Below are 23284 nucleotides of genomic sequence, written 5' to 3'. Positions count from 1 at the left end.
TGCTCGAGCTTTCCGAAAAGCCCCGGGTCAAATGAATTCGTTGATCAAGTTCTCGAGCAATTCCTGGCGGCCGCTTTCAAGCCCGCTCACTTCGCCGATTTTGAGCGCATGGGCCTCGAGATCTTCAAAGGCACACCGGCCGGCTTCGATTTTCGCGCCGATTCCGGCGTCCCAAGTTCGGTAGCGATCCTTCACAAATTGCTGCAAACGGCCATCTTTGCGAATGGCCGCGGCTATCTTTAGCCCTCGAGCAAAGGTGTCCATGCCGGCGATGTGCGCGTGGAACAAATCCTCCACGGTGAAGCTCTCGCGGCGGACCTTGGCGTCAAAATTGGTGCCACCGGTGGTGAATCCCCCGAATTTGAGGATGCTGAGCATGACCTGGGTGGTGAGGTAGAGGTCGGTGGGGAATTGGTCCGTGTCCCATCCCAGCAGCACATCGCCCATGTTGGCATCGATGGACCCGAGCGCGCCGGCGGTGCCGGCGACCTCCAGCTCATGCTGCATCGTGTGTCCGGCCAATGTGGCGTGGTTGGTTTCGATGTTGAGCTTGAAGTCGTTCATCAGGTCGTATTGCCGGAGAAAGTTCAGGCAAGCGGCTGCGTCCGAATCGTACTGATGCTTGGTGGGTTCCTTAGGCTTGGGCTCGATGTAGAAGGGGCCCTTGAATCCAATCTTGTTCTTATAGTCCACCGCCATGTTGAGGAATGCGCCAAGGTGGTCCATCTCCCGTTCCAAGTCCGTGTTGAGGAGCGTGGTGTAACCTTCACGTCCTCCCCAGAAAACGTAACCTTCGCCGTTCAGCTCATGGGTGACCTCCAGGGCCTTTTTGACTTGCGCGGCGGCGTAGGCGAAGACGTCCGCGTTGCAGCTCGTCGCGGCGCCGTGCATGTAGCGGGGATGTACGAAGAGCTGCGCGGTTCCCCACAGCAAACGCACGCCGGTGGCTTTTTGCTGTTCCTTCAGCAGGCGGGTGATGACGTCCAAGTGCTTGTTGGATTCCCGGAGCGTCTTGCCGTGAGGCGAAACATCGCGATCATGGAATGCGTAAAATGGAGCCCCCAATTTTTGGCAGAATTCGAAGAAAACCGGGACCCTTCGTTTGGCCATTTCCAGCGAATCCGTGAAATCCTCCCACGGCCTTTGCGCCGTGCCCACCCCGAACATATCCTGTCCCGTCCCGCGCATCGTGTGCCAGTAAACGACGGAGAACCGAAGATGGTCCTTCATCGTCTTGCCTTCAATGATCTCCTCGGGATTGTAGTGTTTAAAGGCGAAGGGATTGCGGCTTTGAGGGCCTTCGTACTGCAGGGCGGGAATATGAGCCAGCGGCGATCGGTTCGATTTCATATCGTTTCGTGAATCCCGAATTTAGGGAAAACCCATCTGCGTCACAAGGCATTTGAAATGCAGCCCCTTCCCGGAATAGAGTGCGTGGCCGCTGTTCCTGCGATGAACCTTTTGCGAACCCACTCATGTTGTTTCGTGCCGCGTCCTTCCGCGAGGAAAGGAACAGCGTGAGCCAATCGGTCCGGGACGTGCGTTTGGCGGGTGCCGCCCTTCATTTTCTGCCCATCGCAACCAGGGTGCCCTTGAAGTTCGGCGGCGAAACGCTGACGACGGCGTTGTGCGCCCGCGCGCGCCTCATGGTGCGCGGAAGAAAGGGCGATCTCGCCGAGGGTTGGGGCGAGACGCCTCTGAGCGTCCAATGGACCTGGCCAAGCTCGATTCCGTTCGGGGTTCGCCTGGAAGCCATGAAAGAAATGACCCGGCGATTGGCGCGAGCCTGGACGGAGTTTGACGCTTGGGGGCATCCGGTTGAATTGGGATGGGATTTTCAGGAGGTGGAGTTGAAAAGGGTGTGGCGGGAGTGGAACGAAGTCCGTCCCGACGCGGAACGCATGCCCTGGCTCGCGGCGTTGATCTGCTGCTCCGTGTTTGATCAGGCGCTGCACGATGCCTACGCCCGGTTGCACGAAGTGACGGCTTACTCCATCTACTCGCAGGATTGGATCACGCGCGATTTGTCCCATTTTTTGCAGCCGGCCCCGGCAGTGAAGGTCAGATTTGCCGGACGCTTCCCAGAAGACTTCCTTGTCCGGCCGGCGCGGAAGCAGATTCGCGCGTGGCATCTGGTGGGGGGACTCGATCCCATTGACGCGACCGAGTTGACAGGCCAGGAGCCTGAGGACGGGTATCCCGTGCTCCTGGAGGATTGGATCCAGCGCGACGGTCTCAAGTGTCTCAAGATCAAGCTGCGGGGGAACGATGAAGGCTGGGACTTCGAGCGGGTGGTTCGAGTGGGGGAATTGGCGGCGCAATACGGTGTCGAATGGCTGACCGCGGATTTCAATTGCACCGTGCATGCTGCCGCGTATGTGGACCGCATCCTCGACCGTTTGCGTGACGAGCATCCACGAACCTTCGCTTCCCTTCTCTACGTGGAGCAGCCTTTTCCCTACGACTTGGAGGAATCCGCCATTGACGCGCACAGTGTTTCGGCCCGCAAACCGCTCTTTCTGGACGAGAGCGCCCATGACTGGCGATTGGTGAGGTTGGGACGCGAACTCGGTTGGACAGGTGTGGCGCTGAAGACCTGCAAGACCCAGTCGGGAGCCCTGTTGAGCGCGTGCTGGGCGAAGGCGCATGGCATGACCCTGATGGTGCAGGATCTAACCAATCCGATGCTCGCGCAAATCCCGCACGTCCTCCTGGCGGCGCACGTCGGAACCATCATGGGCGTCGAAACCAATGCCATGCAATTTTACCCGGAAGCTTCGGCGCCCGAGGCTCAAGTGCATCCCGGACTCTACCGAAGGCGGGATGGTCATGTGGATTGGAGCACACTCGGCCCGGTGGGCTTCGGATATCGCGAGGCGGAGATTGCGCGGACCTTGCCTCAACCTGAGGTGGCGCACGGAGTTCTCTAGCCTGCCCTTTGCAAACACGATTAGACCTGGAATCACGAATGAGCGGGAGGTTGGCAAAAATGGGCGCGGCCTGGAGTGAGTGTTGCGCCGCGGTGCTGCCCGCCTTGAATGAGGAATGGGCACTGGGGAAATTGGTGCCGCGTGTCCGCGAGTTTTTGCCCAATACCGTGGTGGTGAATGACGCCTCATCGGATCGCACTGCCCAAGTGGCGCAAACGGCAGGGGCGACGGTGTTGAGTCACCCGGAACATCGTGGAAAAGGCGCCGCCTTGAAAACAGGATGGGAATGGTGCGCCCAACAAGGCTGCGAATGGGTGCTGTTTCTGGATGGTGATGGACAGCACGCGCCTGAGGATATCCCGCGGTTTTTTGAGGCGGCGGACCGAACTGCCGCCACCCTGGTGGCCGGTCAGCGTGATTTCAGTTGTCCGCACATGCCCCGCTTGAGGGCTTGGACCAATGCCTGGATGAGCCGGCGGCTTTCCAGACTCAGTGGAAGCCACCTTCCGGACAGCCAATGCGGATTCCGGCTTGTCCACGTGCCGTCGCTGATTTCCGCCGGTCCAAGCTCCCGTCGGTTTCAGATTGAGAGCGAAGTGTTGCTTTCCTTTGTGCTTCGGGGTGAACGAGTGGAATGGGTCCCGATTCAAACGATCTATTTTAAGAGCCGAAGCCATATTTCGCCGCTGAGCGATGGGGGACGGTGGCTTCGGTGGTATTGGAACGTTTGCCGTCAGGCCCGAGCCGAACGTGGTGCGGAATCGACCGATCCGCCGGCTTTGGCGCCGACGGAGATCATCATCCCGCGTTCATGAGCGAGCGTTTGCAGAGCCTCGGACGCTGGATGATGCGGCTTTCGGTTTTCGGGGTGGCAACCTGGTTGTTCACCTCAACCCTGAATCGTTCCGTGGCGCGTTCAGCCGAACTCAAGATGCAAGCCGGTTTCTGGGACGGTGTTGCCCATGGAGCCATGATGCCGATTGCGCTGCCGTCGCTGGCGATGGGCAAGGACGTGGCCATCTTCTCCGCGCATCATGACGGTCGAAGGTACAAACTGGGGTACACGCTCGGAGTCAATGCCTGCGGCGCTCTCTTTTTTGGACTGTTGTACCGGAAGTTGTCGAAGTGGAAGGCCCAAGCCAGTTCGTCGCGGTGACATCATGAAACCATCTTTCACCAAGATTGGGGAGGATTCTCCCTCGGACCGCCTAGGGACTCAATGTTCTCCGCGAACGAAATCCCAAGCGCGCGTCGCCCAGACCTCGGTCAAACCGGGAGCCCGAGAAACGCCGGACTTGATGCGCACGCGTGATCAGATGAGGACCAGAGGATGGATCACTTGGTGCTTCTGGTTGCTTTTCGGCCTTGCGGCCGTGGCACGGTCCGAGGCCCCGGCAGGGACATGGACGCGGCCCGATCCGGAGCGTTTTCCCTTTGTTTATCGATGGAGCGACACCTGTCATGTCTACGTGTTGCGCGACGGGGACGCTTCACTCCTGATCGATTTGGGCGATGGATCGGTGCTGGCTCAACTCGGACAAATTGGCGTCTCCCGGATCGATTGGGTCCTGTTCACTCATCATCACCGGGAGCAATGCCAAGGCGCTCCCTTGCTCGAACCTTGGCGCCGGCGTGGCACCCGGGTGGCGGCGCCCGAGGCTGAGCGCGCTCTCTTCGAGAGTCCGCTTTCGTTTCGCCGGATGCGGGTGAGGTTGAACGATCCGTTCACGATTCATGGCTCGAGCTTTGTGCGGCCGCCGGTTGATCCCATCCCGCTGGACCGCACGTTCAAAACGATGGACCAGATTGTTTGGCGGGGGCATGAGATTTGGTGTGTGGACACCCGCGGACACAGTCCGGGCGGCATGTCCTATTTGATCAAGCACGGTGGACGCTGGGTTGCTTTCAGCGGTGACGCGATGCTGGAAGGGGGCAAGATTCACGCCTGGCCTGACAGCGAGTGGGACTATGGTTTCGCGGCAGGCGTTTGGGCACTGGCCAACGCCGCGGGCCAGTTGGAGGGTTATCAGCCCGCATGGCTGTTTCCTTCGCATGGAAACGCGATCCCAGAACCCGCGTCTGCGCTCGCGGCCTTTCAACAGAAGCTGTTTCGCTTCGAACGGTTGCTGGTCCGAGGGTACCCGGTGAAGACCTTTTCCGCCGCCGCGCAGGACCCGGTATCGCGTCCTACCGAAGTTCACCATGTGTGGCGGGTCACGCCGCATATCTTCAAGTTTCGCGGGCCTGAGTTTTATCCGAATTTCTACCTTATCATGTCGAAGGATGGCCGGGGGTTGGCGGTGGATTGCGGATTGCTCGCCACCAATTTTCTGGACACTGCGCTCGAGGGCATGCGCTCGAAACTGGGCTTGAAGACCATCGACGCGGTGATTCCCACCCACATGCACGGGGATCATTTCTTGCAGGCGCCGCATTTGCAGGCTCGGTGGGGAACGAAGCTGTGGGGATTGGACCGCATGGTGGCGGTTTGCGAGCGGCCCGAGGATTTCGATTACTGCGCGCCCATTCAGGCTTACGGCACCGGGGTGGACCGGATTCGGTTTGATCGGACGTTTGCGAGCGGGGAGCGATTTCAGTGGGGCGGATGGGATTTCACGGTGGAGTGGATGCCGGGACAGACGGAGTTCGCCCTTTGTGTTCATGGGATGATCGATGGCAAGAAAGTGATTTTTACGGGCGACAATCTTTTCGGCGATCCGCGCGATCCGGAACAAACCGGGCACGAAGCCATGGTGGCGCATAACAGCGCTATCCTTGAGGAAGGTTACATCGTGGGCGCCGAGTTGCTGAAGCGGTTGCAGCCCGACTTGATCTTGGGAGGACATTCCTACGTCATGCCGGAACCTGCGGCCTTTGTTGAACGTTATCGGGATTGGGCTTACAAGATGAGGGATGCCTTTCGGGAATTGATCGCGGAGGAGGACTACCGCCTGGGCTTTGATCCTTTTTGGGTCCGCGCCGAGCCTTACCGCGCCCGGGTGTTACCAGGGAAGGTCGTGAAATTGAAATTAGGGGTGCGAAACTTTCATTCGCGACCGCAGCGCCACTCGATTCGGGTTCGGTGCGGCGAGGGACTTGAGGCTTTGGATCCTGTCCTCGAAGGTGAACTCCAGAGTGAGGAGCGTCGAACTTTTGAATTGGAAGTGCGGGCGAACTCCGCCGCGAAGCCTGGGGTTCGGCTTGTGGCCTTCGATGTGACACTGGACGGCAGACGCTACGGCGAGCGATTCGATGCGGTGGTCGAGATCATCGATCCTGGGACGTCCGGATCGGAAGGTCATCGGAAGTAATCGTCGGAGCTTCGATCTGCAGGGGCTGATGAGGGCGATTCAGGGCAGGCGGGTCGATTCGGTGATGGAGCGGATGTAATCCACAAGTTTGTGCCGAGCCTGCCACCCGATGGCCCTGGCTTTGGTGCTGTCCAGAGTGGCTTGGAACCGATTGCCCGCCGTTTCGGGGAGCATCTCGATGGGGGACCCGAAGAGTTTGGCCAGTTCCAGGATGGAATAGGAAGTTTCAGCGCCCAATCCAAATTCATCTCCCTCACCCTTTTCACCGACGAGCAGGAGTCCGTCCACGATGTCCTCAATGTGGGTGAAAATACGACGTTGCGTGCCCGGGGCGGTGACGGGGAGCGGTTTGCCTTGGAGGAAGAGTTGGCGGAAAATCTCGATCACCGTACCGTACTTCCCGCTGCGTTCGCCGGGCCCATACACGTTGTAGAAATAAGTGATCGCAAAGGGGAGTCCATACCACGCCCCGTAGTTGCGCACCAATTCCGAGTTGGTGGCTTTGGTAAAGGCGTAAGGGCTCTGGTCGCGTCCGAGCCCGCCATCCGCGAACTTGGTGGAGGAGCCGGCATAAATCAGTTTGCAGCCGCGTTGACGCCAGAATTCCAGCACGCCGAAGGTGCCGGCCACGTTGAGGTCCCAGACCAGCGCGGGTTCGCGCAGGCTTACTTCCACCCGGGCATATTCGCCCAAATGATAGACGAGATCGGGCGTTTCGCGCACCGCGCGTTCGATGTCTTTGGTGTGGGCTTCCCGGTAATCCACTCCGGCAACAGGGTGGTCCCGCGACCCGGTGAAATAGTTGTCGAGGCCGATGACCTGATGGCCAGACGCGGTCAGGCGCTGGCAGAGCCGGGTTCCCACGAAACCGGCCGCACCGGTCACAAGCATCACTTTGCGTTGTTGAGTCATGGGCACCGTTGCGAGATTTACACTGCCCCCGATTCACCCGGGGTCTGACCGGTCAGCGCCGGAACGGCATTTCGCCACCGCCGGAACGATTGTCAAGGCCGGTGCGGTTACTTGCGGCTCTCCAGGGCCAGTCGGGCTCGCCGCAAGTCGCAGCAGAAGGGTTCGGCCTGGTTTTTCGTGATCTACAGCCACCAGTCCCCGACCTTCCTTCCGGCCACGGGCGCGTGCCGCTTCCAGCCCGAAGCGGGTGTGCTCCTGGATCAACCGTCGCTCGAACGGGGCCAGGGCGGTGAGGATGTGGAAGATCAGCTCGCCGGACGTCGCGGCGGGGGCAACGGAGGCCGCGGCGAATCGCTTCATCCCCTGCACCGCCGTGGCATACCTCAACCCCTTGATCGGCCGTACCACCTCCACCAACCGATACCGCAGGAACCTCACCGCCACATCCATCGTCCCATCCATTTCCCAACCCCAAGCCTCCCATACGCACCGGATTCAGATGGAGATGCCGCGCGACGCGAATCACCCGCCCTTCGCCCTGCAAGTTCTGGGCTTTGAACCGCCCTTGCAACAAGTGGCCGACGGTCCGATGAGCCCAGTTGAAAAGGTTGGCGTAACTCACCTGCAACCAGCGGACGGCATGACTCAAGTTCGGTTCAGGGGTTCGGACCACGAGATGGTCATGATTGTCCATCAAGACAAACGCATGGATCTCCACCCCGAATCGATCCGGATATTCGGTCACCAAGCCGAGGAATTGTCGCCGGTCGTCGTCCCCATGAAAAATCCGCTCCTGCCGCTGTTCGCGATTGACCACGTGATACTATCCTCTCGCAATCAGAATGCGCAAGGGTGGTGACATGGTGCCCTTCAGCAAGCCACCGCACACTCCGCGTGTGTCAATATTGTAGACTTGACCCCGTTGTCTCTTCCCCTGAGCCCAAGTGATTGCCTCAATTGAAGCGCAGAACGCACGAACCCGTCCGCTCGGTCCGCACTGCCCAGCGCCGCTGATCCAGGAGCGGTAGGCCCATCGGTCGCGAGCCATCACCGCAACGAGTCACCGGCGGGTCTGCATCCGCTCGTACTGGGCTACGGCGGCGATGGCACGTTGATCTCCCTTAGCCGCCAGGGCATAAATCTCGGCCATGATCGCAGCGATGCTGTCCTGCATCGCCATGCGTTGCTGGGGCGACAGAGTCGCCGTGGACCGAAGCAACTGCAGTCGAGTGACGGCGTCCTCCATATTGCCAGCCTTGTAATCCGCGATCGCGCTTTTGACCTGCGCGGATGGAGACGCTGTGACTGGAGCCGCTTCGGCCCCCTTTTCGGGCACAGCCGGCGTGGCGATGAGGTCAGCGGTCTTCTCCAACTGCGCAACCGGATCCTGTTTCTGACACGCCGACAGCGCCAATGCAAAGGTCACCAGCCATCTGCCGAGGCCACGGAAGGTTTTCATAATAGAATCGGCTCACTCCAATCCGAAAGTTATCGGCCGTTGGCAGTGGCGGGGCTGCACCAGAGGGCGTTCTTCCCGGGGACATTCGCCAACGCGTAAAACTTCAGCGTTTTCAGATACTCGACATGTCCGTCCACAACCCCGACGGTCGTGCCAATCGAATGGAGTCTGGTGATCCCCTCGGTTGGACCGCTCGAGCCATCATTGAAGTCGCCCGGGTTCGATTCCAAGGCCTGCCAGAAAATGATCGAATCTGGCTGGAATTGGGACGCTTTGTACGAGTTGGGGGAAACGGCACCGTATCCGCAGACCGCGCCATTCATCAGATAGCTGGACATCTTCTGAGCGCGATTTTTCCAAGCCGGCTTGTTTGTCCTGTCGAGCGGGCAACGATACACGGCGGGGCTTTGGATATAAGTGTAGAGCAATCCCGTCTCATAGGCCGAGATTTGATTCGTGCTGAAGGGCGGCCGTGAAATATCTGGAGGCGATTGGCGACCGGCATCATAGAGCCAGCCTCTTCTGACCCAAGGCGAGTTCCAGTTGGGTTCGGGCAAAAAGTCGCGGTAATCCCCGGTGTACATGTGCATGCCCAACGTAATTTGCTTCACATTGTTCTGGCACTGGGCGCGTACCGCCTTCTCCTTAGCCTTGGAGAGCGCGGGCAAGAGCATACCCGCGAGGATCGCGATGATGGCGATGACGACCAGCAACTCGATCAGGGTGAAGGCATCGCCCGCGCGCCCTGTTCCGATCGTTCCGCCGGCGTCCGTGTCGGGAGCAGCTTGGCCACCGCGCAATCCCTGGGCCGTCTGCAAGGAGGCACCAGCAATGCCTGACGTCTGGGTATGTTTCATAAGATCGATCTCCACTCCGCGTCTCACATATCGCTTGAGGGCTAGTTATTTGAATTCTCGAGCGGATGGAGCTTTGCCCAACTCCTTGCGGCTATTCAAGACCAAGTTGTGCGGAAGCCTCAACGATAAGGCGAAGGCAATGCCGAGCAAAGCTCTTTCTTGACGCCGTCGTTCGCTCCGGTGCATCCCGATGTTGCCGGTGATGCAGGTAGGGCGCATCCGTCCCGGCGCGCCGCCGGAGCATGATGTTTTGCATCCCGTGGGCGGCGGGCTGGGACAGGCCCGCCCTACCAACAACATCGGGATACACGGCGTTCGCTCGTTCGCTGCGATTTGACTCGAAGCGAATGTTACCCTGGGCGGGGAGGAATGGTTTGAGGAAACCATACGTCGACTCAAAATGCGCTGGCGCTCGGGATCCGTTGCCTCCGCCGCGGCGAACCGCTTGATCCCGTGCACCTCCGTGGCATACCTCAACCCCTTGATCAGCCGCACCACCTCCACCAACCGATACCGCAGGAACCTCACGGCCACAGACATAATCCCATCCCGTCCCCAATCCCCGTGCCCTCGCATCATCCCTTCTCAGCTCCGGCCCAGAATCCCTTCACTCGCCCGCACAATCCTCTCCCACTCCGGTCTCACGCCTTGCTCGATTCCTCGCACCTCCGCTTGAACGTCCACGGCTCAACGGTTCGTTTTCAGCGCAGCGTGAGCACGGGCGAGGCGTCGAGCACCTTGGCCTCGCTGCCGGTGCCGCCGCCGCCGAAGGTGAAGGGCCCCGGCTCTACTGCGAGCGCGCGATAGCCGCCGTCGTAGTCCCAGGTGGTCACCCACACGCGCGTACCGGCGAGGCTCGGCAGGTCGCCGAGCGCTGCCGCCGGCAGCGTGAAGGACACCGTGCGCCGCGCCGCATCGATCGCGATCATGGCCGCCGGCGCGATCGGCCTGCCCTCCGACGTGGCCGACGCACCCTCGGCGTCGAAGAGCGCGTTGCTCCAGCCGTGTGCGCGCAGCCGCCGGTGCCAGGCGAGACCCGCGGGCGCCTCGCCACCTTGCAACGGCAGCACGCGAGCCCCGCCGGGGCGGCCGGGCAGCTCGATGTAGACGGTGTAGACCACGTGGTCGAAGCCGTTCGCCGGTGACCACACGCCCGAGTGGGCGCCGGTCTCGACCTCGATGCGTAGCGTTCCGCCGTTGCCGAGCGCGCGCACGCGGCGCAGGTCCATCAGGCCCGCCACGTAGCTCGGATGCGTGGGGGCGCGGTAGGATCCGGTGGGGCCCCGGTCGTCACCGGCGGGGTCGTCGGCTTCGGCGAGCAGCTGCCAGGGCCGCTCGACGCGGAAAGCGTGCGCCGACGAGGCCGAGTGCGCATCGTCGGCGGCCCAGGCGACGACGCGGTGCGTCAGTGCGCCGTTGTGAGAGCGCCCGGTGTCGATGCGCGCCGTGAAGCGCCCGTCGGCACCTGGCGCCACGCGTACCGCACGGGCAAGGTCGCCGTCGGTCACTACCAGCACCTCGCGCCGGCCCGGCGCACTGCCCGCGACCTCGAAATCGCCGCTCACCACGGGTGGTGGTGGCTCGAGCGTGATCGGGCGGGCGGCCGACAGCGTCGCGGGTGCGCCCGCCGTTGTCGCGCGAACGGCCGGAGCCGCTGATGCCCACACCCAGCCGGCGCGCGGCGGCAGTCGCACGCTGATGCGCCCTCCCGCGCCGGCCACCAGATCGGCAGGCTTGCCGTCGAGCCCGTACCGCCCGTCCAGCACCCCGCCGGCGGCCAGACCGGTGTCGAGGTTGTCGAGCAGCCGTTCGTCGTCGGCGCTGTTGAAAGCGACGACGAGCGAGCGCCCTTCATGGGTGCTGCTCCAGGCGATCGCTCCCGGCCCTGCGGCGCAGGCGTGCAGAACTTGCGGCGTACCGCGCGTGAGCGCCTTCTCGCCCTTGCGCAGCGCGGCCATCGCGGCGATGGCGCGGTATAGAGGTGCCGTGGTGTCGAAGCGGTCGCGGCCGCCGGAGTTCGACCCGGCGGCGAACATCGCCGGCCGCGGCTGCGTGAAGCCTTGCTCGGTGCCGTAGTAGACGACCGGGATGCCCGGCAATGTCATGATCGCCAGCAGCGCCTGCTTCAGCGCCGGCTCGCTGCCACCGGCGAGGAAGCGGTCGACGTCGTGATTGTCGACGAAGCTCGGCATGCGGTGCGGGTCGGTGTGCAGCGCGAGCATGTGGCGGATGCGCTCGGCCAACTCGGCCGCCGGACGGCCGCGCGCATAGACGTCGCCGAGCGTGCCGTAGAGCGGAAAGTTCAGCATCGAGTGCAGGCGCCGCTCGCCTCGCGGGCCGCGCACGTAGCTCTCGATGCGGCGCGCCTTCGCGTCCTCGCCCGGGCGGTCGATGCCGAAGCCTTCGCCGAAGACGAGGAAGTCGCGGCGGCCAGTGCGGCGCGCCGCCTCGGCCATGCCGGGCGAGGCACGGTCGCGAGCATGCACGAAGTCTTCGAAGAACTCCGGCGGCACGTAGAACGCCGTGTCGATGCGCATCGCGTCGACTCCGGCGGCGCGGATCCAGTGCGCGTAGCTCTTCCGCAGCGCGCGCCGCACCGCCGGGTTCTCGGTGTTGAGGTCGTCGAGGCTCGACAGCTGATGCGTGTGCTCCTGGCGCAGGTTCGTGTGGTCATCGATGCCGGGCGTCCAGTGGTAGATTGCGGCCTCGCGGTGGACGGCGCGGCGCGGGTCGTTCAGGTGGAAGGGCGGCTGCGTCGGCGCCGTGGTCGGGCGCGAGCGTGTGTTGAGCTGCCAGCGGCGCGCCGGATCGTCTGCGCTGCCGCCGCCGCGGATGTCGAAGTAGTTGCCGACGTGGTTCACCACCACGTCCTGCATCAGGTACATGCCGCGCCCGTGCAGGCCGCGCGACAACGCCTGCAGTTCGGCCAGCGAGCCCCAATGCGGATCGACCTGTTTGAAGTGTTGCGCCCAGTAGCCGTGGTAACCGTAGTAGCCGAGCGCGCCGTCCACCCACTGGTTACGCACCCAGGGCGTGATCCACAGCGTGGTGGCGCCGAGGCCCTGGATGTAGTCGAGGCGGCGCAGCAGGCCCTTCAGGTCGCCGCCGTTGAAGCGCTCGGGGTGCCTCGCATCGTGTTCGCGGTGGCCCTGGTCGTTGTTGCGCGGGTCGGCGTCGTCGAAGCGGTCGATGAGCGCGAAGTAGACGATTTGATCACGCCAGTCGGGCGAAGGCACATGCAGAGGGAGCGGGCTCCGTGCGGCGACCGCCGCAGCCAACCCTGCCAAAGCCCAGCAGGCGAGCGCGCGAGCGACGATGTTGTTATCAGGCAACGGATCGGAGTTTGCTTTTCACGGCTTGGCGCGAACCTTCAACGTTCCGGATTTCTGCCGCAAGAAGAATGTCCGATTGTGGGAAGCCTGCCCCGCTAGCTCTCGGAAAAAAGTGATGGAGATCGGATTTCTAGCCTCAATGTGATTTTGTGTGGGTGGATGGGAAAGGTTGGGGCAAGTCGAAGGTGAGTTTTCTGGCGACGAGGTAGATCATCGTGCGGAAATATTCGAACGACCGAAAGCCTCGGGACTTGCGTTTGACCGTTTGGATGATGCCGTTGAGAGCTTCGGCCGCCCCGGCGGAGGAACGCAATGGGGTCTGGAACGCAATGGGGTCAAGTTCCGATATCTGACATAACCCTCCGCAGTTTCTTCACGAAACGCTGACGCTTGGCATCCGTTGTCTCCGCCGCGGCAAACCGCTTGATCCCCTGCACCGCCGTGGCACACCTCAGCCCCTTGATCTGCCGCACCACCTCCACCAACCGATACCGCAGGAACCTCACGACCACATGCATCGGCCCATCCCTTTCCCAACCCCAAACATCCCACACGCACAGGATTCAGATGGAGATACCGCGCGACACGAATCACGCGCCCTTCGTCCTGCAAAATTTGGGCTTTGAACCGCCCTTGAAACAAGTGGTCGACGGTCCGATGACCCTAGTTGAAACGGCTGACATAACTCACCTGCAACCAGCGGATGGCCTGACTCAAGTTCGGTTCGGGGGTTCGCACCAGGAGATGGTCATGATTGTCCATCAGGACGAACGCGTGGATGTCCACCCCGAATTGATCCGGCAGTTCGGCCACCAAGCCGAGAAAACGTCGCCGGTCATCGTCCGCATGAAAAGATCTACTCCCGCCGCTGTCCGCGGTTGACCACGTGATACCATCCTTCGGTCACCACAATGCGCAAGGCCCGTGACATGGCACCCTCCAGCAAGCCACCACAGACACTCGTATGTCAATATTGTAGACTTGACCCCGTTGTCTTCCGTTGTCTTTTCGTCCACGCGCCTGGTTCCCTTCGCCGCCCCGCAGGCTGGGCAGCCTGCGATACAGCAGACAGGGCTGTCTGCGTTACCAAGACAACCCGGTCACCGACAACCTCTGGATGCACCGGTTGCCTTATCGAGGGAGGGGCGAGGTCCCATCCCTCGTCCCTAACCCTATCAAACTCTTGTTTCATTGTTCGCTCCAAGGCCGGCTGAGCGGCGGAGGTGCAGGCTGCTGCCAGCGCCAAATGGGTTGGTAGCCAAATTCGAGATACGGTGTTTCCTTCCTCGTTTGACCTTCCAGTTGCGATTGTAGCAGCGCGTCGAGCAGGCCGCTGGTCATCAGCGTTCGCTCGACCCTCTGCAGCGGCCGACCTGTGAGGATCATGCTCTCGATTGTGTTCAGAAGGAGCGTGAAGTGCGCGGCGGGCCTGCCCTCCTGCGTCCAAAACTGAGTGGACTCGATTCGCCGGTCCTTTTGGTAACGCCACGCACCGGTCCACTCGTTCACCGCCCCGTTCAGCTCGAGGACCGTTGCTTTCAGTCCATCGCGATATTCAATCCGCCACAGGATGGGTTCCTTGACGAGATCGCTGAGGGACTGCCGGGTCGCGCGGCGATTCGATTGGCGACTAAGTGCCATGTCAAGCAGCTCGGAGTCGAACTGCTTTGCGTCGCGCGCCACCCACACGGCATTTCCGGCCAGGCATTGCACGGCTCGAACGCCGGTTTCGCCGCCGCCCCGTTGCTCGACGACAGATTGCAAGCATTCGAGTCCGTGGAATCCGTAGTGGTCGGTGGAACCGAACGTGATCATCACGATTTCCTCCAGAGCCGCGCCGCGCTCGACATCCGCCGCCGGATGCCGCCACGAACCGGGCACGGACGAACCGGCGAGCAGCGGAATGTTCAATTCCTTTGCGGTGTCGTAAATGTATTTCGCGTCCGTCCAATTGTCCGCGAGATGCTTGTCGATGAAGACCGGGACGACACGGCGGCTCGCGCGGAACACTTTGAGGATCTCGTCCCAGAAGCGCCGCTTGGGATACTGCGTGTTACCCGTCGGTGAGCGTGGGTAATCACCGTGTTCGGCGATGAGCAACACGCCATCGACCGCCAGATTCCCGGTGTCCAGAGTGAGTGCGTCCGCGATATTGGTGTAGATCGGAAAACGATGCGACGCCGCGAGCAAACGGCTGGTGTCGTTCGGCGGACGTTGATCGGTGTAGAGCGAAACGAGCTGGAGCGGCGAATTTTTCCCCTTCCCATCCAGCGTGTCCGTGAGGAGCAACCGGCTCAGGATGACATCCGCGTGCGAGTTGTGCCGATACACGGTAGTGAGGCCGGCCACGCGGCGGGTCTGCGCATCGGTGGCAAGTGCGAGTGTTTTCGGATCGCCGATTTGGGCCAGTACCTCGAAAGGCGGCTCGATCGGTTCACGCCATTCACGACTCGTGAAGAAGTTGAAGAGGTAAATGCCATCCGCACCATCGGCCCATCTTTCTCTCGCGAACTTGGGATAGCCCTCCGGTCCGAGGCAGAACTCGCAACGCCCCTCATTGCGCGAAGGTTTCGTCTCCGGTTGAATCGCGCCGTAGATGGGAATGCTCTTCACGTGCCGGCGCCAGGACTTCAGGTCGAGCGTTTCGGTGGTGAAGAGGAATTCGCTCACGGTGAGAAAATCGATCCAGCCGCGCCGCGCCCACTCAGCGGGATCACAGGACTTGGTCTGCGACCGCGCCTGCTGGTAAGTCGGCCGCGTCTGTCCATAGTCGGAGGGCACACGCGCCGAGAGGACGAGCTGGCGGCCACGCTTCGCCCCTTCAGCATTGAGGAGCTGGCGCACGCGCTCGACGAAGCTGTTGATCTTTGCCGTGTTTTCCTCGGGCGTGCCGGTCTTGAAGAACGTCGGGAAACGCTGGAAATCCAGTTCGAGGCCATCGCAGTCGTAGCGTTGGACAGCTTCTTCGATCAGGCGGAAAACGTAATCGCGCACGGTCTCGGAGCCGAAGTCGAGCGCGCCGTTGCCGAGTCTGAATTGCGGATGATCGCGCCAAAATGCCGTGCGAAGGAAATCGTTGCCGTGGGCGTCATTCATACGGAAGGTGAGCAATGCTTCGAGCCCGCGACGCCTCGCTTCACTTAGAATCACCGCGTAGGGATCCACGCCCGCGTTAAAGAATGCCTGCATGTTCTCGAACCGCTGCTGCTCGTGCGCGGACCATTTCGCCCGCTCCTCCGGCATGGAGAGCGTCCCGCGCAGAGTGCCGACCTTGGTCGGGTAATACATCACCTGCGCATTCACGCAGACGAGCAGGGTGTCGAGCTGACTGCCGGGCAGCGTAAGTTCGGCGACAAGGTTCGTGAGGTCGGTCGTGGTGATCGGGCCGGGACCGCTGCGCCCGGCTTTGAGCGTCATGCACGAATCGCCATCCAGGTTGTAGAGGATTCGACGAGCGCGACTCGAGGCAGCGGATACGTCTTCCAGAAAGAGGCAGAGCGCGGACAGCGTGAGAAGAAGCCCAATCGGCAGGGCAGGAACGCGGTGGAACATGACGCAACGTTATCGGCCCGATTTGCCGAAAGTCGATTCAAGAAATCCAGCGGATCAATTCCCCGCCGGAGCGTCATGAACTAAAACCGATCCCCTCAACCCACCGAGAAGCGCCGCACCCGGAAATGCAATGCGGTCAAGTCAAGATAGGTGACATAGCGCGCGGCAGTTTCTTCAAGAAACGCTGGCGCTCGGCATCCGCTGCCTCCGCCGAGGCGAAGCGCTTGATTCCCTCCAACACCGTGGCGTATCTCAACCCCGTGATCGGCCGCACCACTTCCACCAACCGATACCGCAGGAACCTCACGGCCCCATCCGTCGTCTCTTTCCTTCCCCAACCGCAAGCTTCCTACACGCACCGGATCCAGATGGAGAGAACCCGCGCCGCGAACCACCCGCCCTTCGTCCTGCAAGTTCTGGGCTGGAACCTACGAACTGACCCGTCGGATTTCGATCGGGATCGCGGTTGCTTCGATTTCCGATGGAGCCGGTTTGTTACGACAGCTTCTTCTTCGCTTCTTCGGGAATGGTCACTTGGGTGGTTCCGACGTCTTTGAACTCGGTGGTTGAGGTGCGGTCGATGTCGATGTCATTCCCGTTGAAGCTCATTTTGCCCTGAACCTTGGTCTCCATCTTGAGCAGCACGCCGTCTTTGATCCACAGCTTGACCGAGCCTTTGGCGCCGTTGATTTCGGGACCGCCGCCACCGCCTCGTCCGCCGAAAGCCATCAGCGATTTCGCGCCTTCCTCAGTGAGCTCGCCGGAGATGACTCCTTCCTCGGCCTTCAACTCTTTGGTTTGGCCGAGCAGGTCCTGGGCGCGTGCGGCCGGCGCCTTGAAATTGCGGAACATCATCGTTCCGAAACGTCCGCGGCCCCCGCCGCCTCCTTGGTCCGCGTTGGCCTCAAGATCGGCGGCATTCTGCCAGCCTTCGGCTCGTTTTATGGCAAACTTATCGCCTTTGATGACGGCTTCCGTGTTGGCTTCCCGGCCCGGGACCGTGACCGAAGCGGTGCCGTCGGCTGCGATTTTGCCTTCACTGGCGCCGAACCCACGCCGCCCCCCGCGGCCACCCCCTCCGCCTCCTCCACCCCCGGCGTTTTCCGAGCTGGTTTTCCACGCGTAACCCTTTTCGGTAAGGCGCTTTGCCGCGGCGAGAGCATCCTCTTTGGGACCGGCTTGAAGAGGGATCAAGGTGGCAGCGAGGAGGAGAGCGATGGTGAACAGGGACTTGGAGTTCATAGCAGTGGGATCATGTCAGTTTCGCTTCGGTTGATGGCCGAGATAATGATGGAGACTGTCCAGGTTGCGTTCTGGTTACGGTTCGTTTTGTTTCGAAGTCAGAATGGAACAATCGACTGGAACGATGGCGAAGGTCAGTTCTATCCGAGACTGGGAGTGTCGTGGGCTTCACCAGGTGCGGACTACTCCATGGCTCATGGTAGTTTCGGTCCCGGCGACTTCGACATTACCACCGGATGAACCGGGACGAAGTGCTGGATGAAGCCCTGCGTCAAATCCTCGGTCCAAAGGATGCAATACGTTCGAGCTGTTTCTTCAGCCACCACGGGAGTATCAGACCGGAATGATCAACGACCTGCATTTGGGGAACGGCTGCGGTGGTCTCAAGAATGTTCCCGTCTCACCAGATATTCGCTGCTAGCCCGCCTATTTCATGCACGGGACGCCCGGTGAGGACACCGGGCCTACAAACAAAGAGGCAGGCGCGATTGTAGGCCGGGTGCCCTCACGCGGCACACTGTCGCGGATTCAAACTCAGTATGAATTATCTGGGCTCGAAGTCAGGAGGCAGGAATCTCAGGGATGAGCGGTCCGCCCCTTGCCCATGAAGAATCGGCCCTGGAGACCTGAAATCCGCACACCCCGGGTATGGGCACCTGCGACGCTGGCATCCCTCCGGGATGCACATGCTTGGGGACTCGGCGGACCGGTGGTATCGTCGCTGCGCTTCTCAACCACCGGCTCATAGCTGGCAAGCCTCCTGCTTGCGACTGAGCCGCTTCACGTCACTCTGGTCTCACATCCCTTCTGCACCCGTCCCGTATCTCCCGCTTGGGGTCAGGATGTCTGATTTTACATTCGACTGGGTTTGGAAAAGTTCCCCATCGAGTTTCATGCACAACCGCGTTGCAGTTGAATTCATTTCCAAACAGGGAACCAAGGTAGCTCGTTCCTCGCGACCTTGGGCTGGAGGACACAATCCCTTTGAGATTGAATGCAGGATTCCGTCGCCGTGGGCATCGCCCATTCCTTGGCTTGAATCGCGTCACGGATTGAAACCTCTGTAAGACCTCGTTGAACGATATTCAACGCAGCACATGAATGAAGCGAGGGGCATTCATGAGGGCTCACTCAAGCAGTCGTTCTCATTTGGCCCCGGAGCGTGACTGTGTCGTCCTTCGACCCGGTGCAGCACCTTGAAAAATCTGGAGTCCGCAGAGCTGTCCGTGCGCTGCGTCTGGTCTCCGACACAGCCGCGCTCCCCGAAATGAGAATGGCGGTCATTCAAGGTTGTGCGATCGCCCGGAGGAAGAGATTGCCTTGGAATTGAACAGGCAAGTCCACCTGCAACGCCCCATCGCCGGAGGTGGTTCCGGTCTGGAGGGACGTCCACCTCGTGAGGTCAGGGGATGACTCGATCCTGACCGTCGCCTGTGGGCGAAACAAGATGGTGAGGTGGAGACCGAAACTATCGGATTCGAGTGAGAGTCGAGGGGGTGCGGGAGGGAGCACTTGGAGATTGATGAGGCGGATGCCTCCGCCGCGTCCCGTGGAGAGATTCGTCACTTGAATTTCGGCGCGATGGGAGCCGGTGGGGAGGTCTTCGGCGTCGGGTGTGAGCCGCGAGAGGAGGGCTGCGGATTCTCCGGGTCCGAGCGTGCCTTGATTCGGGGAAAGCGTGATCCAGGTTGTGGTCGAGGTGGATTTCCACTGAATCGGTGCATCGCCTTTGTTCGACAGGGTGTAAACACGGCTGGATGGAGTGAAGGGTCCTCCGGCGGGTCCAGAAGCGGAGAACTCCGCGTCTTGGGACAGGACAAGCTCTCCCGCTTGGCCCTGGATCGAGAGCGTCACGGGAATGCGGGCGTTGCCAATCCCATTGGACTCATTAAAGATCTCGATGATGTCGAGGTGATTTCCGGCTGGGAGTTCTTTCGCGGTATCTTCGATCGACAGGGTCAGGGTGGCTCTGGCTCCGGCTTCCAGGGTGCCGCTGACCGGCAAGAGGCTTAACCAGCTTGCGCTTAGGCGGGCGCGCCACTGGAGGGGAGTTTGACCGAGGTTCTCCAACTGAACGGACGCGGAGGCGGGGGAGAACGGACCTCCTGGAGGACCCGAGACGGAGATCGACCCTGCCGGAGTGACTCTCATGCCGGGAGAGAATCGCGGTTGAATGAGGATAGCTTGATGGTTGGTGAGTGTTCGGGGTGCGCCATTGAAGGAGTAGCGGTACCCAATCTCACCCGATTCGCTCTCGACGCCCACCGTGGCGCCCAATCCTCCGGCTCGAAAACTCTCGGGATGAACTTCGAGATACTGAAAAACGATATTGCCCGTGCCTTCCTCCAAAATAGCCTGGAAGGTCAGGGGCAGTCCTCCGAGGTTGAGAGGGACTTGGGACCATGTGGTGACAAATCGGCGGTCCGGTGCGGTGCCGATCGTCGTGGTGGTGACTTCCCCGCTCAACCCTGGGTTGAGGTTGTCCCAGTAGGGGCAGAGAATCGCGTTGGGTGGAGCGAGGGTGGGCAGGGTTGTATTGGCGCGGAATTCGAGACCTTCTGACCGAAACCCCATGATCCCATTGGCGCCTACAAACACTTCTTCATAGACCTTGCCGTAAAATCGAAACGGAAAAGGAAGCCGAATCGCGGGCGAAACATCATCGTCGAACAAGATGAGCGGTTTCGCGGAGCCTGGATCGAACCACGCGAACGGTTTGGGAGTGCCGGTGTAGTTGCCCAGAGTGGCGATGACGCGGGTCTTGACGCTTTGCACACCGTTCGTCCCTGTGACCTTAAGCGTGACGGTGAAATTCCCCTCGAACTCAAAGGTGTGGCTGGGCTGAGTGTCGGTGGATGAAGCACCGTCTCCGAAATCCCACCGGATGGCGGTGGCTTCGCCTCGAGAGGTGTTCGTGAAAGAAACCATGAGCGGAGGACTTCCGAGCAAGGTCGATACCGAGAAGTCGGCGAACAGAGTTTCCTCCAGTGCGCGTCGGAGGTTCAGGCGCCCGCCGCTGACTGATTTCCCAGCCAAGTCCGGCAACGAATCCGAGGTCGAGATCAGGCGGTCGATGAGCTGGGGCGGCGATTCCGAGGGAAATCGTGCCCGGAGCAAAGCCAGCGCTCCGCTGACCATCGGCGCCGACATGGAGGTGCCACTGAGGACCGTGTACGCCGTGTCGCTGCTGTTCCAAGTGGAATGAATGGCCATCCCGGGGGCTCCGAGATCGACGCGGGACGCGCCGAAATTGGAGAATGAGGCGAGACGGTCCGAAGCCGTCGTAGCAGCGACTACCACCAAATTGTCATGCGGGAAATTGGCGGGATACTCGCCGACTTGGTCGTTGTCCGCCTCCTCATTGCCCGCGGAAACCACAACGATGATGCCTGCGGTCCGCAGCCGATCCACGGCGGCGCTCAGAGCAGCGGAATTGGCGGTGGTTCCCCAACTGCAGTTGATGACCTGCGCCCCCTTCGATCGCGCGTAATCGAGACAACGAATCGCGTCGGAAATGTTGCCTTCCCCATCCTCGACCAGGAACCGACATGCCATCAGTTGAACTTTCCACGCCACACCCGAGCCACCTTTGCCATTGTTTCCGACGGCCCCGATGATGCCGGCGACGTGGGTGCCGTGTCCGTTGGTGTCCATCGGATCACCGTTATCGCCCGCGGCGTTGAGGCCATGCACATCGTCGATGAGGCCGTTGCGGTCGTCGTCGCGTCCGTTGCCGGGGATTTCACCCGGATTTCTCCACATGTTGGCGGCGAGGTCCTCGTGGGTGTAGTGGATCCCGCTATCAACCACCGCGACGATGATAGACGATGCGTCGCGGAGGCTGTCCCAAGCGCGCACGGCCTGGATGTCCGCCCCCACGCGTCCGCCGGAGAGGCCTCGATTATGAAGATGCCATTGTTCGCCACTTTGAACCTTCGGATCATTGGGCAGGGCATGGGCGCGAATTTTGGCATCAGGTTCTGCGAAGACGGCGAGACCTTCGCGGGCGCATGCCTGAGCGGCTTCGGCAGGCGAGATGCCGCGTGGCAACTCCAGCACTTGCAGGTTGCCGAGGGCCAGGTGTGAGCGGAGCAGTTTCAGGCGGTGGCGGGTGTGAAAGCGGTCGAGGTCGGCCTGCGCGACCCCGGGCCTGGGCATGACCAGGAGTCGGGCGGGCTTTTCGGGTCCTGTTGCGCTCCAGACCCTGGTGGGGTCGACCGGAACAAGAAAGAGGATGGCCAGAATCCGAAGGCCAACCAGGGCGTACCATGGGATGCAGGGGAACGCGGATTGCGGATGGTTGTTCCTCCGCCTGGCTTGGTTTGGCGCCAGCCTGATCATGAAAGGGGCTGAGTGAGCATGACGCGCCAACTCAGGAAGCAGGGCCTCAATCGCCGAGGAGTTTCTTCAGTTGATCGCGGGCGGCGGATTCGCGGGGGTGGGCATCGGAGGGAGGCGCGAAGGAGCGGCGGATGAACTCGAAGTATTCGCAAAAATTTCCGGAAGCTTTCTCGAAGACGGGATCGGCGCGTCGGTCGCGGCATTGGTGCGCGGCTCGGGCGTCGTAGCTCGAGCAGTTCAAGCAGACGCGGAGATCGGCCGCGCAACGGTGGCAGGACTCGCTGCGTCCGGGTTGTCCCGCGAGATTCCATTCCCCTCCGCATCGATGGCAGTGGCGTGTCATGAGTGAAGAAGAGCAGAAACGGTCCGTGGCGGCAATCGAGAGGTAACGGAGGGAAGACTTTCCCAGGGCACCGTCCGCGCATCCCGAAGCTGTTCCTGGCTCTCCTCGCCCGCGGATGAATAACTTTGGAAACCGTATCAGTGGTCTGTCGTGTGGCGCAGGCTGCCCAGCCTGCCGTATCGCCGACGGCCCGTCGGGTGAAGCACGCGGCCCTTCCCTGCTCTCCACGCGCCGGGTTCCTTTCGTCGCCCCGCAGGCTGGGCAGCCTGCGCCCGTGTGCCCGGCAGGAGCTTGGTCTATCGGGATGAAAGGTTCCCGACGGGGGCTGGTGACGCCTACCGTAGCCGAACCGCCAGGTCGTCTCCGCAAGGAGTCGACGCGAAAGGGCGGGAGGCAAACGTTCGACCGAAGGAACACCAATGGGCAGTGAGGCAGACGGTCGGGGACGAGCGTGCTGGCCAACGCGAAGTCCGAAGTCACTGACGGTCGTCTGTAGAGCCCAGAGGCGCGAACGGAAAGACCAGGCACTGACCCGGGGAGGTCCCCGTGTTGAGAGACGCGGGGAAGTCAGCCGAGGCCGTCGTAGCGTTTGAGGTTCGCACGAACCAAAAGGCGGACCGAGCGAAGGGCCGAAGAACGAAAGAGCAGAACTCAAAGAGAACCTGACAGCGACCACGAGAGTCATCCGAAACAGCGGGGCGAGACCACTGCGGTCCCCACCCCGGACTGGCGAACCGAGGCCCAAGCGGAGAAGCCGCTGCCCGCCGAGGGAGTGGACGACGAGACGGCGTTGACGCGGGACTCACCCCAGAAAGCAATGCACGAAGACCTGATGGAAGAAGTCGTCACGCAAGACCATGCGACGGCAGCCTGGCTGGCGGTCAAACGCAACGGAGGCGCGCCCGGCATCGACGGCATGACGACGGAACAGCGACGCGACCATGTGCGTCAACACTGGGAAACCCTTCGCGCTAAGCTCCTGGCCGGAACCTACGTTCCGAGTCC

At 61.4% G+C, this 23284-nt stretch carries 16 protein-coding genes and 1 pseudogene; 4 read left to right on the top strand and 13 right to left on the bottom strand.

Features of this window, described 5'->3' with window-relative positions; genetic code table 11:
• Window positions 1-27: 27 nt before the first annotated feature.
• Window positions 28-1350, bottom strand: a complete 1323-nt coding sequence (gene xylA, locus FJ404_15445) for a xylose isomerase (GenBank protein MBM3824257.1) — start codon at window positions 1348-1350, stop codon at window positions 28-30.
• A gap of 125 nt (window positions 1351-1475) precedes the next feature.
• Here xylA and FJ404_15440 point away from each other — a divergent pair, with 125 nt between their 5' ends.
• The 3 genes from FJ404_15440 to FJ404_15430 all read left to right on the top strand — a co-directional run bounded on the left by FJ404_15440 (window position 1476) and on the right by FJ404_15430 (window position 6241).
• Entirely contained in the window at window positions 1476-2930 is a 1455-nt protein-coding gene (locus FJ404_15440; GenBank protein MBM3824256.1) for a hypothetical protein, read from the top strand.
• A 38-nt stretch (window positions 2931-2968) separates the two neighbouring features.
• The gene (locus FJ404_15435; protein MBM3824255.1) at window positions 2969-3745 is read left to right on the top strand and encodes a glycosyltransferase family 2 protein; all 777 of its coding nucleotides are present in this window, start codon (window positions 2969-2971) and stop codon (window positions 3743-3745) included.
• Between the two features lie 219 nt (window positions 3746-3964).
• The gene (locus tag FJ404_15430; protein ID MBM3824254.1) at window positions 3965-6241 is read left to right on the top strand and encodes an MBL fold metallo-hydrolase; all 2277 of its coding nucleotides are present in this window, start codon (window positions 3965-3967) and stop codon (window positions 6239-6241) included.
• A 39-nt stretch (window positions 6242-6280) separates the two neighbouring features.
• Here FJ404_15430 and FJ404_15425 read toward each other — a convergent pair whose 3' ends face one another.
• The 12 genes and pseudogenes from FJ404_15425 to FJ404_15370 form a co-directional block, all read right to left on the bottom strand.
• Window positions 6281-7153 (bottom strand): NAD-dependent epimerase/dehydratase family protein, encoded by an 873-nt coding sequence (locus FJ404_15425; protein MBM3824253.1) that lies wholly within the window; start codon window positions 7151-7153, stop codon window positions 6281-6283.
• A gap of 33 nt (window positions 7154-7186) precedes the next feature.
• Entirely contained in the window at window positions 7187-7615 is a 429-nt protein-coding gene (locus tag FJ404_15420; GenBank protein ID MBM3824252.1) for a recombinase family protein, read from the bottom strand.
• Window positions 7616-7685: 70 nt separating this feature from the next.
• Window positions 7686-7970 (bottom strand): annotated as a pseudogene (locus FJ404_15415) (hypothetical protein).
• Window positions 7971-8213: 243 nt separating this feature from the next.
• Entirely contained in the window at window positions 8214-8612 is a 399-nt protein-coding gene (locus FJ404_15410; GenBank protein MBM3824251.1) for a hypothetical protein, read from the bottom strand.
• 29 nt (window positions 8613-8641) lie between these two features.
• Window positions 8642-9469, bottom strand: a complete 828-nt coding sequence (locus FJ404_15405) for a DUF1559 domain-containing protein (GenBank protein ID MBM3824250.1) — start codon at window positions 9467-9469, stop codon at window positions 8642-8644.
• Window positions 9470-10170: 701 nt separating this feature from the next.
• Window positions 10171-12801, bottom strand: coding sequence for a hypothetical protein (locus FJ404_15400; protein ID MBM3824249.1), 2631 nt, complete (start codon window positions 12799-12801; stop codon window positions 10171-10173).
• A gap of 136 nt (window positions 12802-12937) precedes the next feature.
• Window positions 12938-13150 carry a transposase gene (locus tag FJ404_15395; protein ID MBM3824248.1) on the bottom strand — a complete coding sequence of 71 codons (213 nt, stop codon included), beginning with the start codon at window positions 13148-13150 and terminating at the stop codon, window positions 12938-12940.
• Window positions 13151-13464: 314 nt separating this feature from the next.
• On the bottom strand, window positions 13465-13692 hold the full coding sequence (locus tag FJ404_15390; protein ID MBM3824247.1) for a hypothetical protein: 228 nt from the start codon (window positions 13690-13692) through the stop codon (window positions 13465-13467).
• A 297-nt stretch (window positions 13693-13989) separates the two neighbouring features.
• Window positions 13990-16353: a hypothetical protein gene (locus FJ404_15385; protein MBM3824246.1), complete on the bottom strand. Its 2364-nt coding sequence runs from the start codon at window positions 16351-16353 to the stop codon at window positions 13990-13992.
• Window positions 16354-16848: 495 nt separating this feature from the next.
• Complete coding sequence (locus tag FJ404_15380; GenBank protein MBM3824245.1) at window positions 16849-17595, bottom strand: hypothetical protein; 747 nt, start codon at window positions 17593-17595, stop codon at window positions 16849-16851.
• Between the two features lie 1284 nt (window positions 17596-18879).
• Complete coding sequence (locus FJ404_15375) at window positions 18880-21936, bottom strand: PKD domain-containing protein (GenBank protein MBM3824244.1); 3057 nt, start codon at window positions 21934-21936, stop codon at window positions 18880-18882.
• A 46-nt stretch (window positions 21937-21982) separates the two neighbouring features.
• The gene (locus tag FJ404_15370) at window positions 21983-22279 is read right to left on the bottom strand and encodes a hypothetical protein (GenBank protein MBM3824243.1); all 297 of its coding nucleotides are present in this window, start codon (window positions 22277-22279) and stop codon (window positions 21983-21985) included.
• A gap of 817 nt (window positions 22280-23096) precedes the next feature.
• On the opposite strand from FJ404_15370, the gene FJ404_15365 reads away from it, so the two are divergent.
• Window positions 23097-23284: group II intron reverse transcriptase/maturase (locus FJ404_15365; protein MBM3824242.1), on the top strand; the 188-nt coding region annotated here is incomplete at its 3' end.

Source organism: Verrucomicrobiota bacterium, from assembly GCA_016871495.1.
Classification (GTDB): domain Bacteria; phylum Verrucomicrobiota; class Verrucomicrobiia; order Limisphaerales; family VHDF01; genus VHDF01.
The sequence above is the reverse complement of the archived record's forward strand: the minus strand, read 5'-3'. Positions and strand labels throughout refer to the sequence as shown.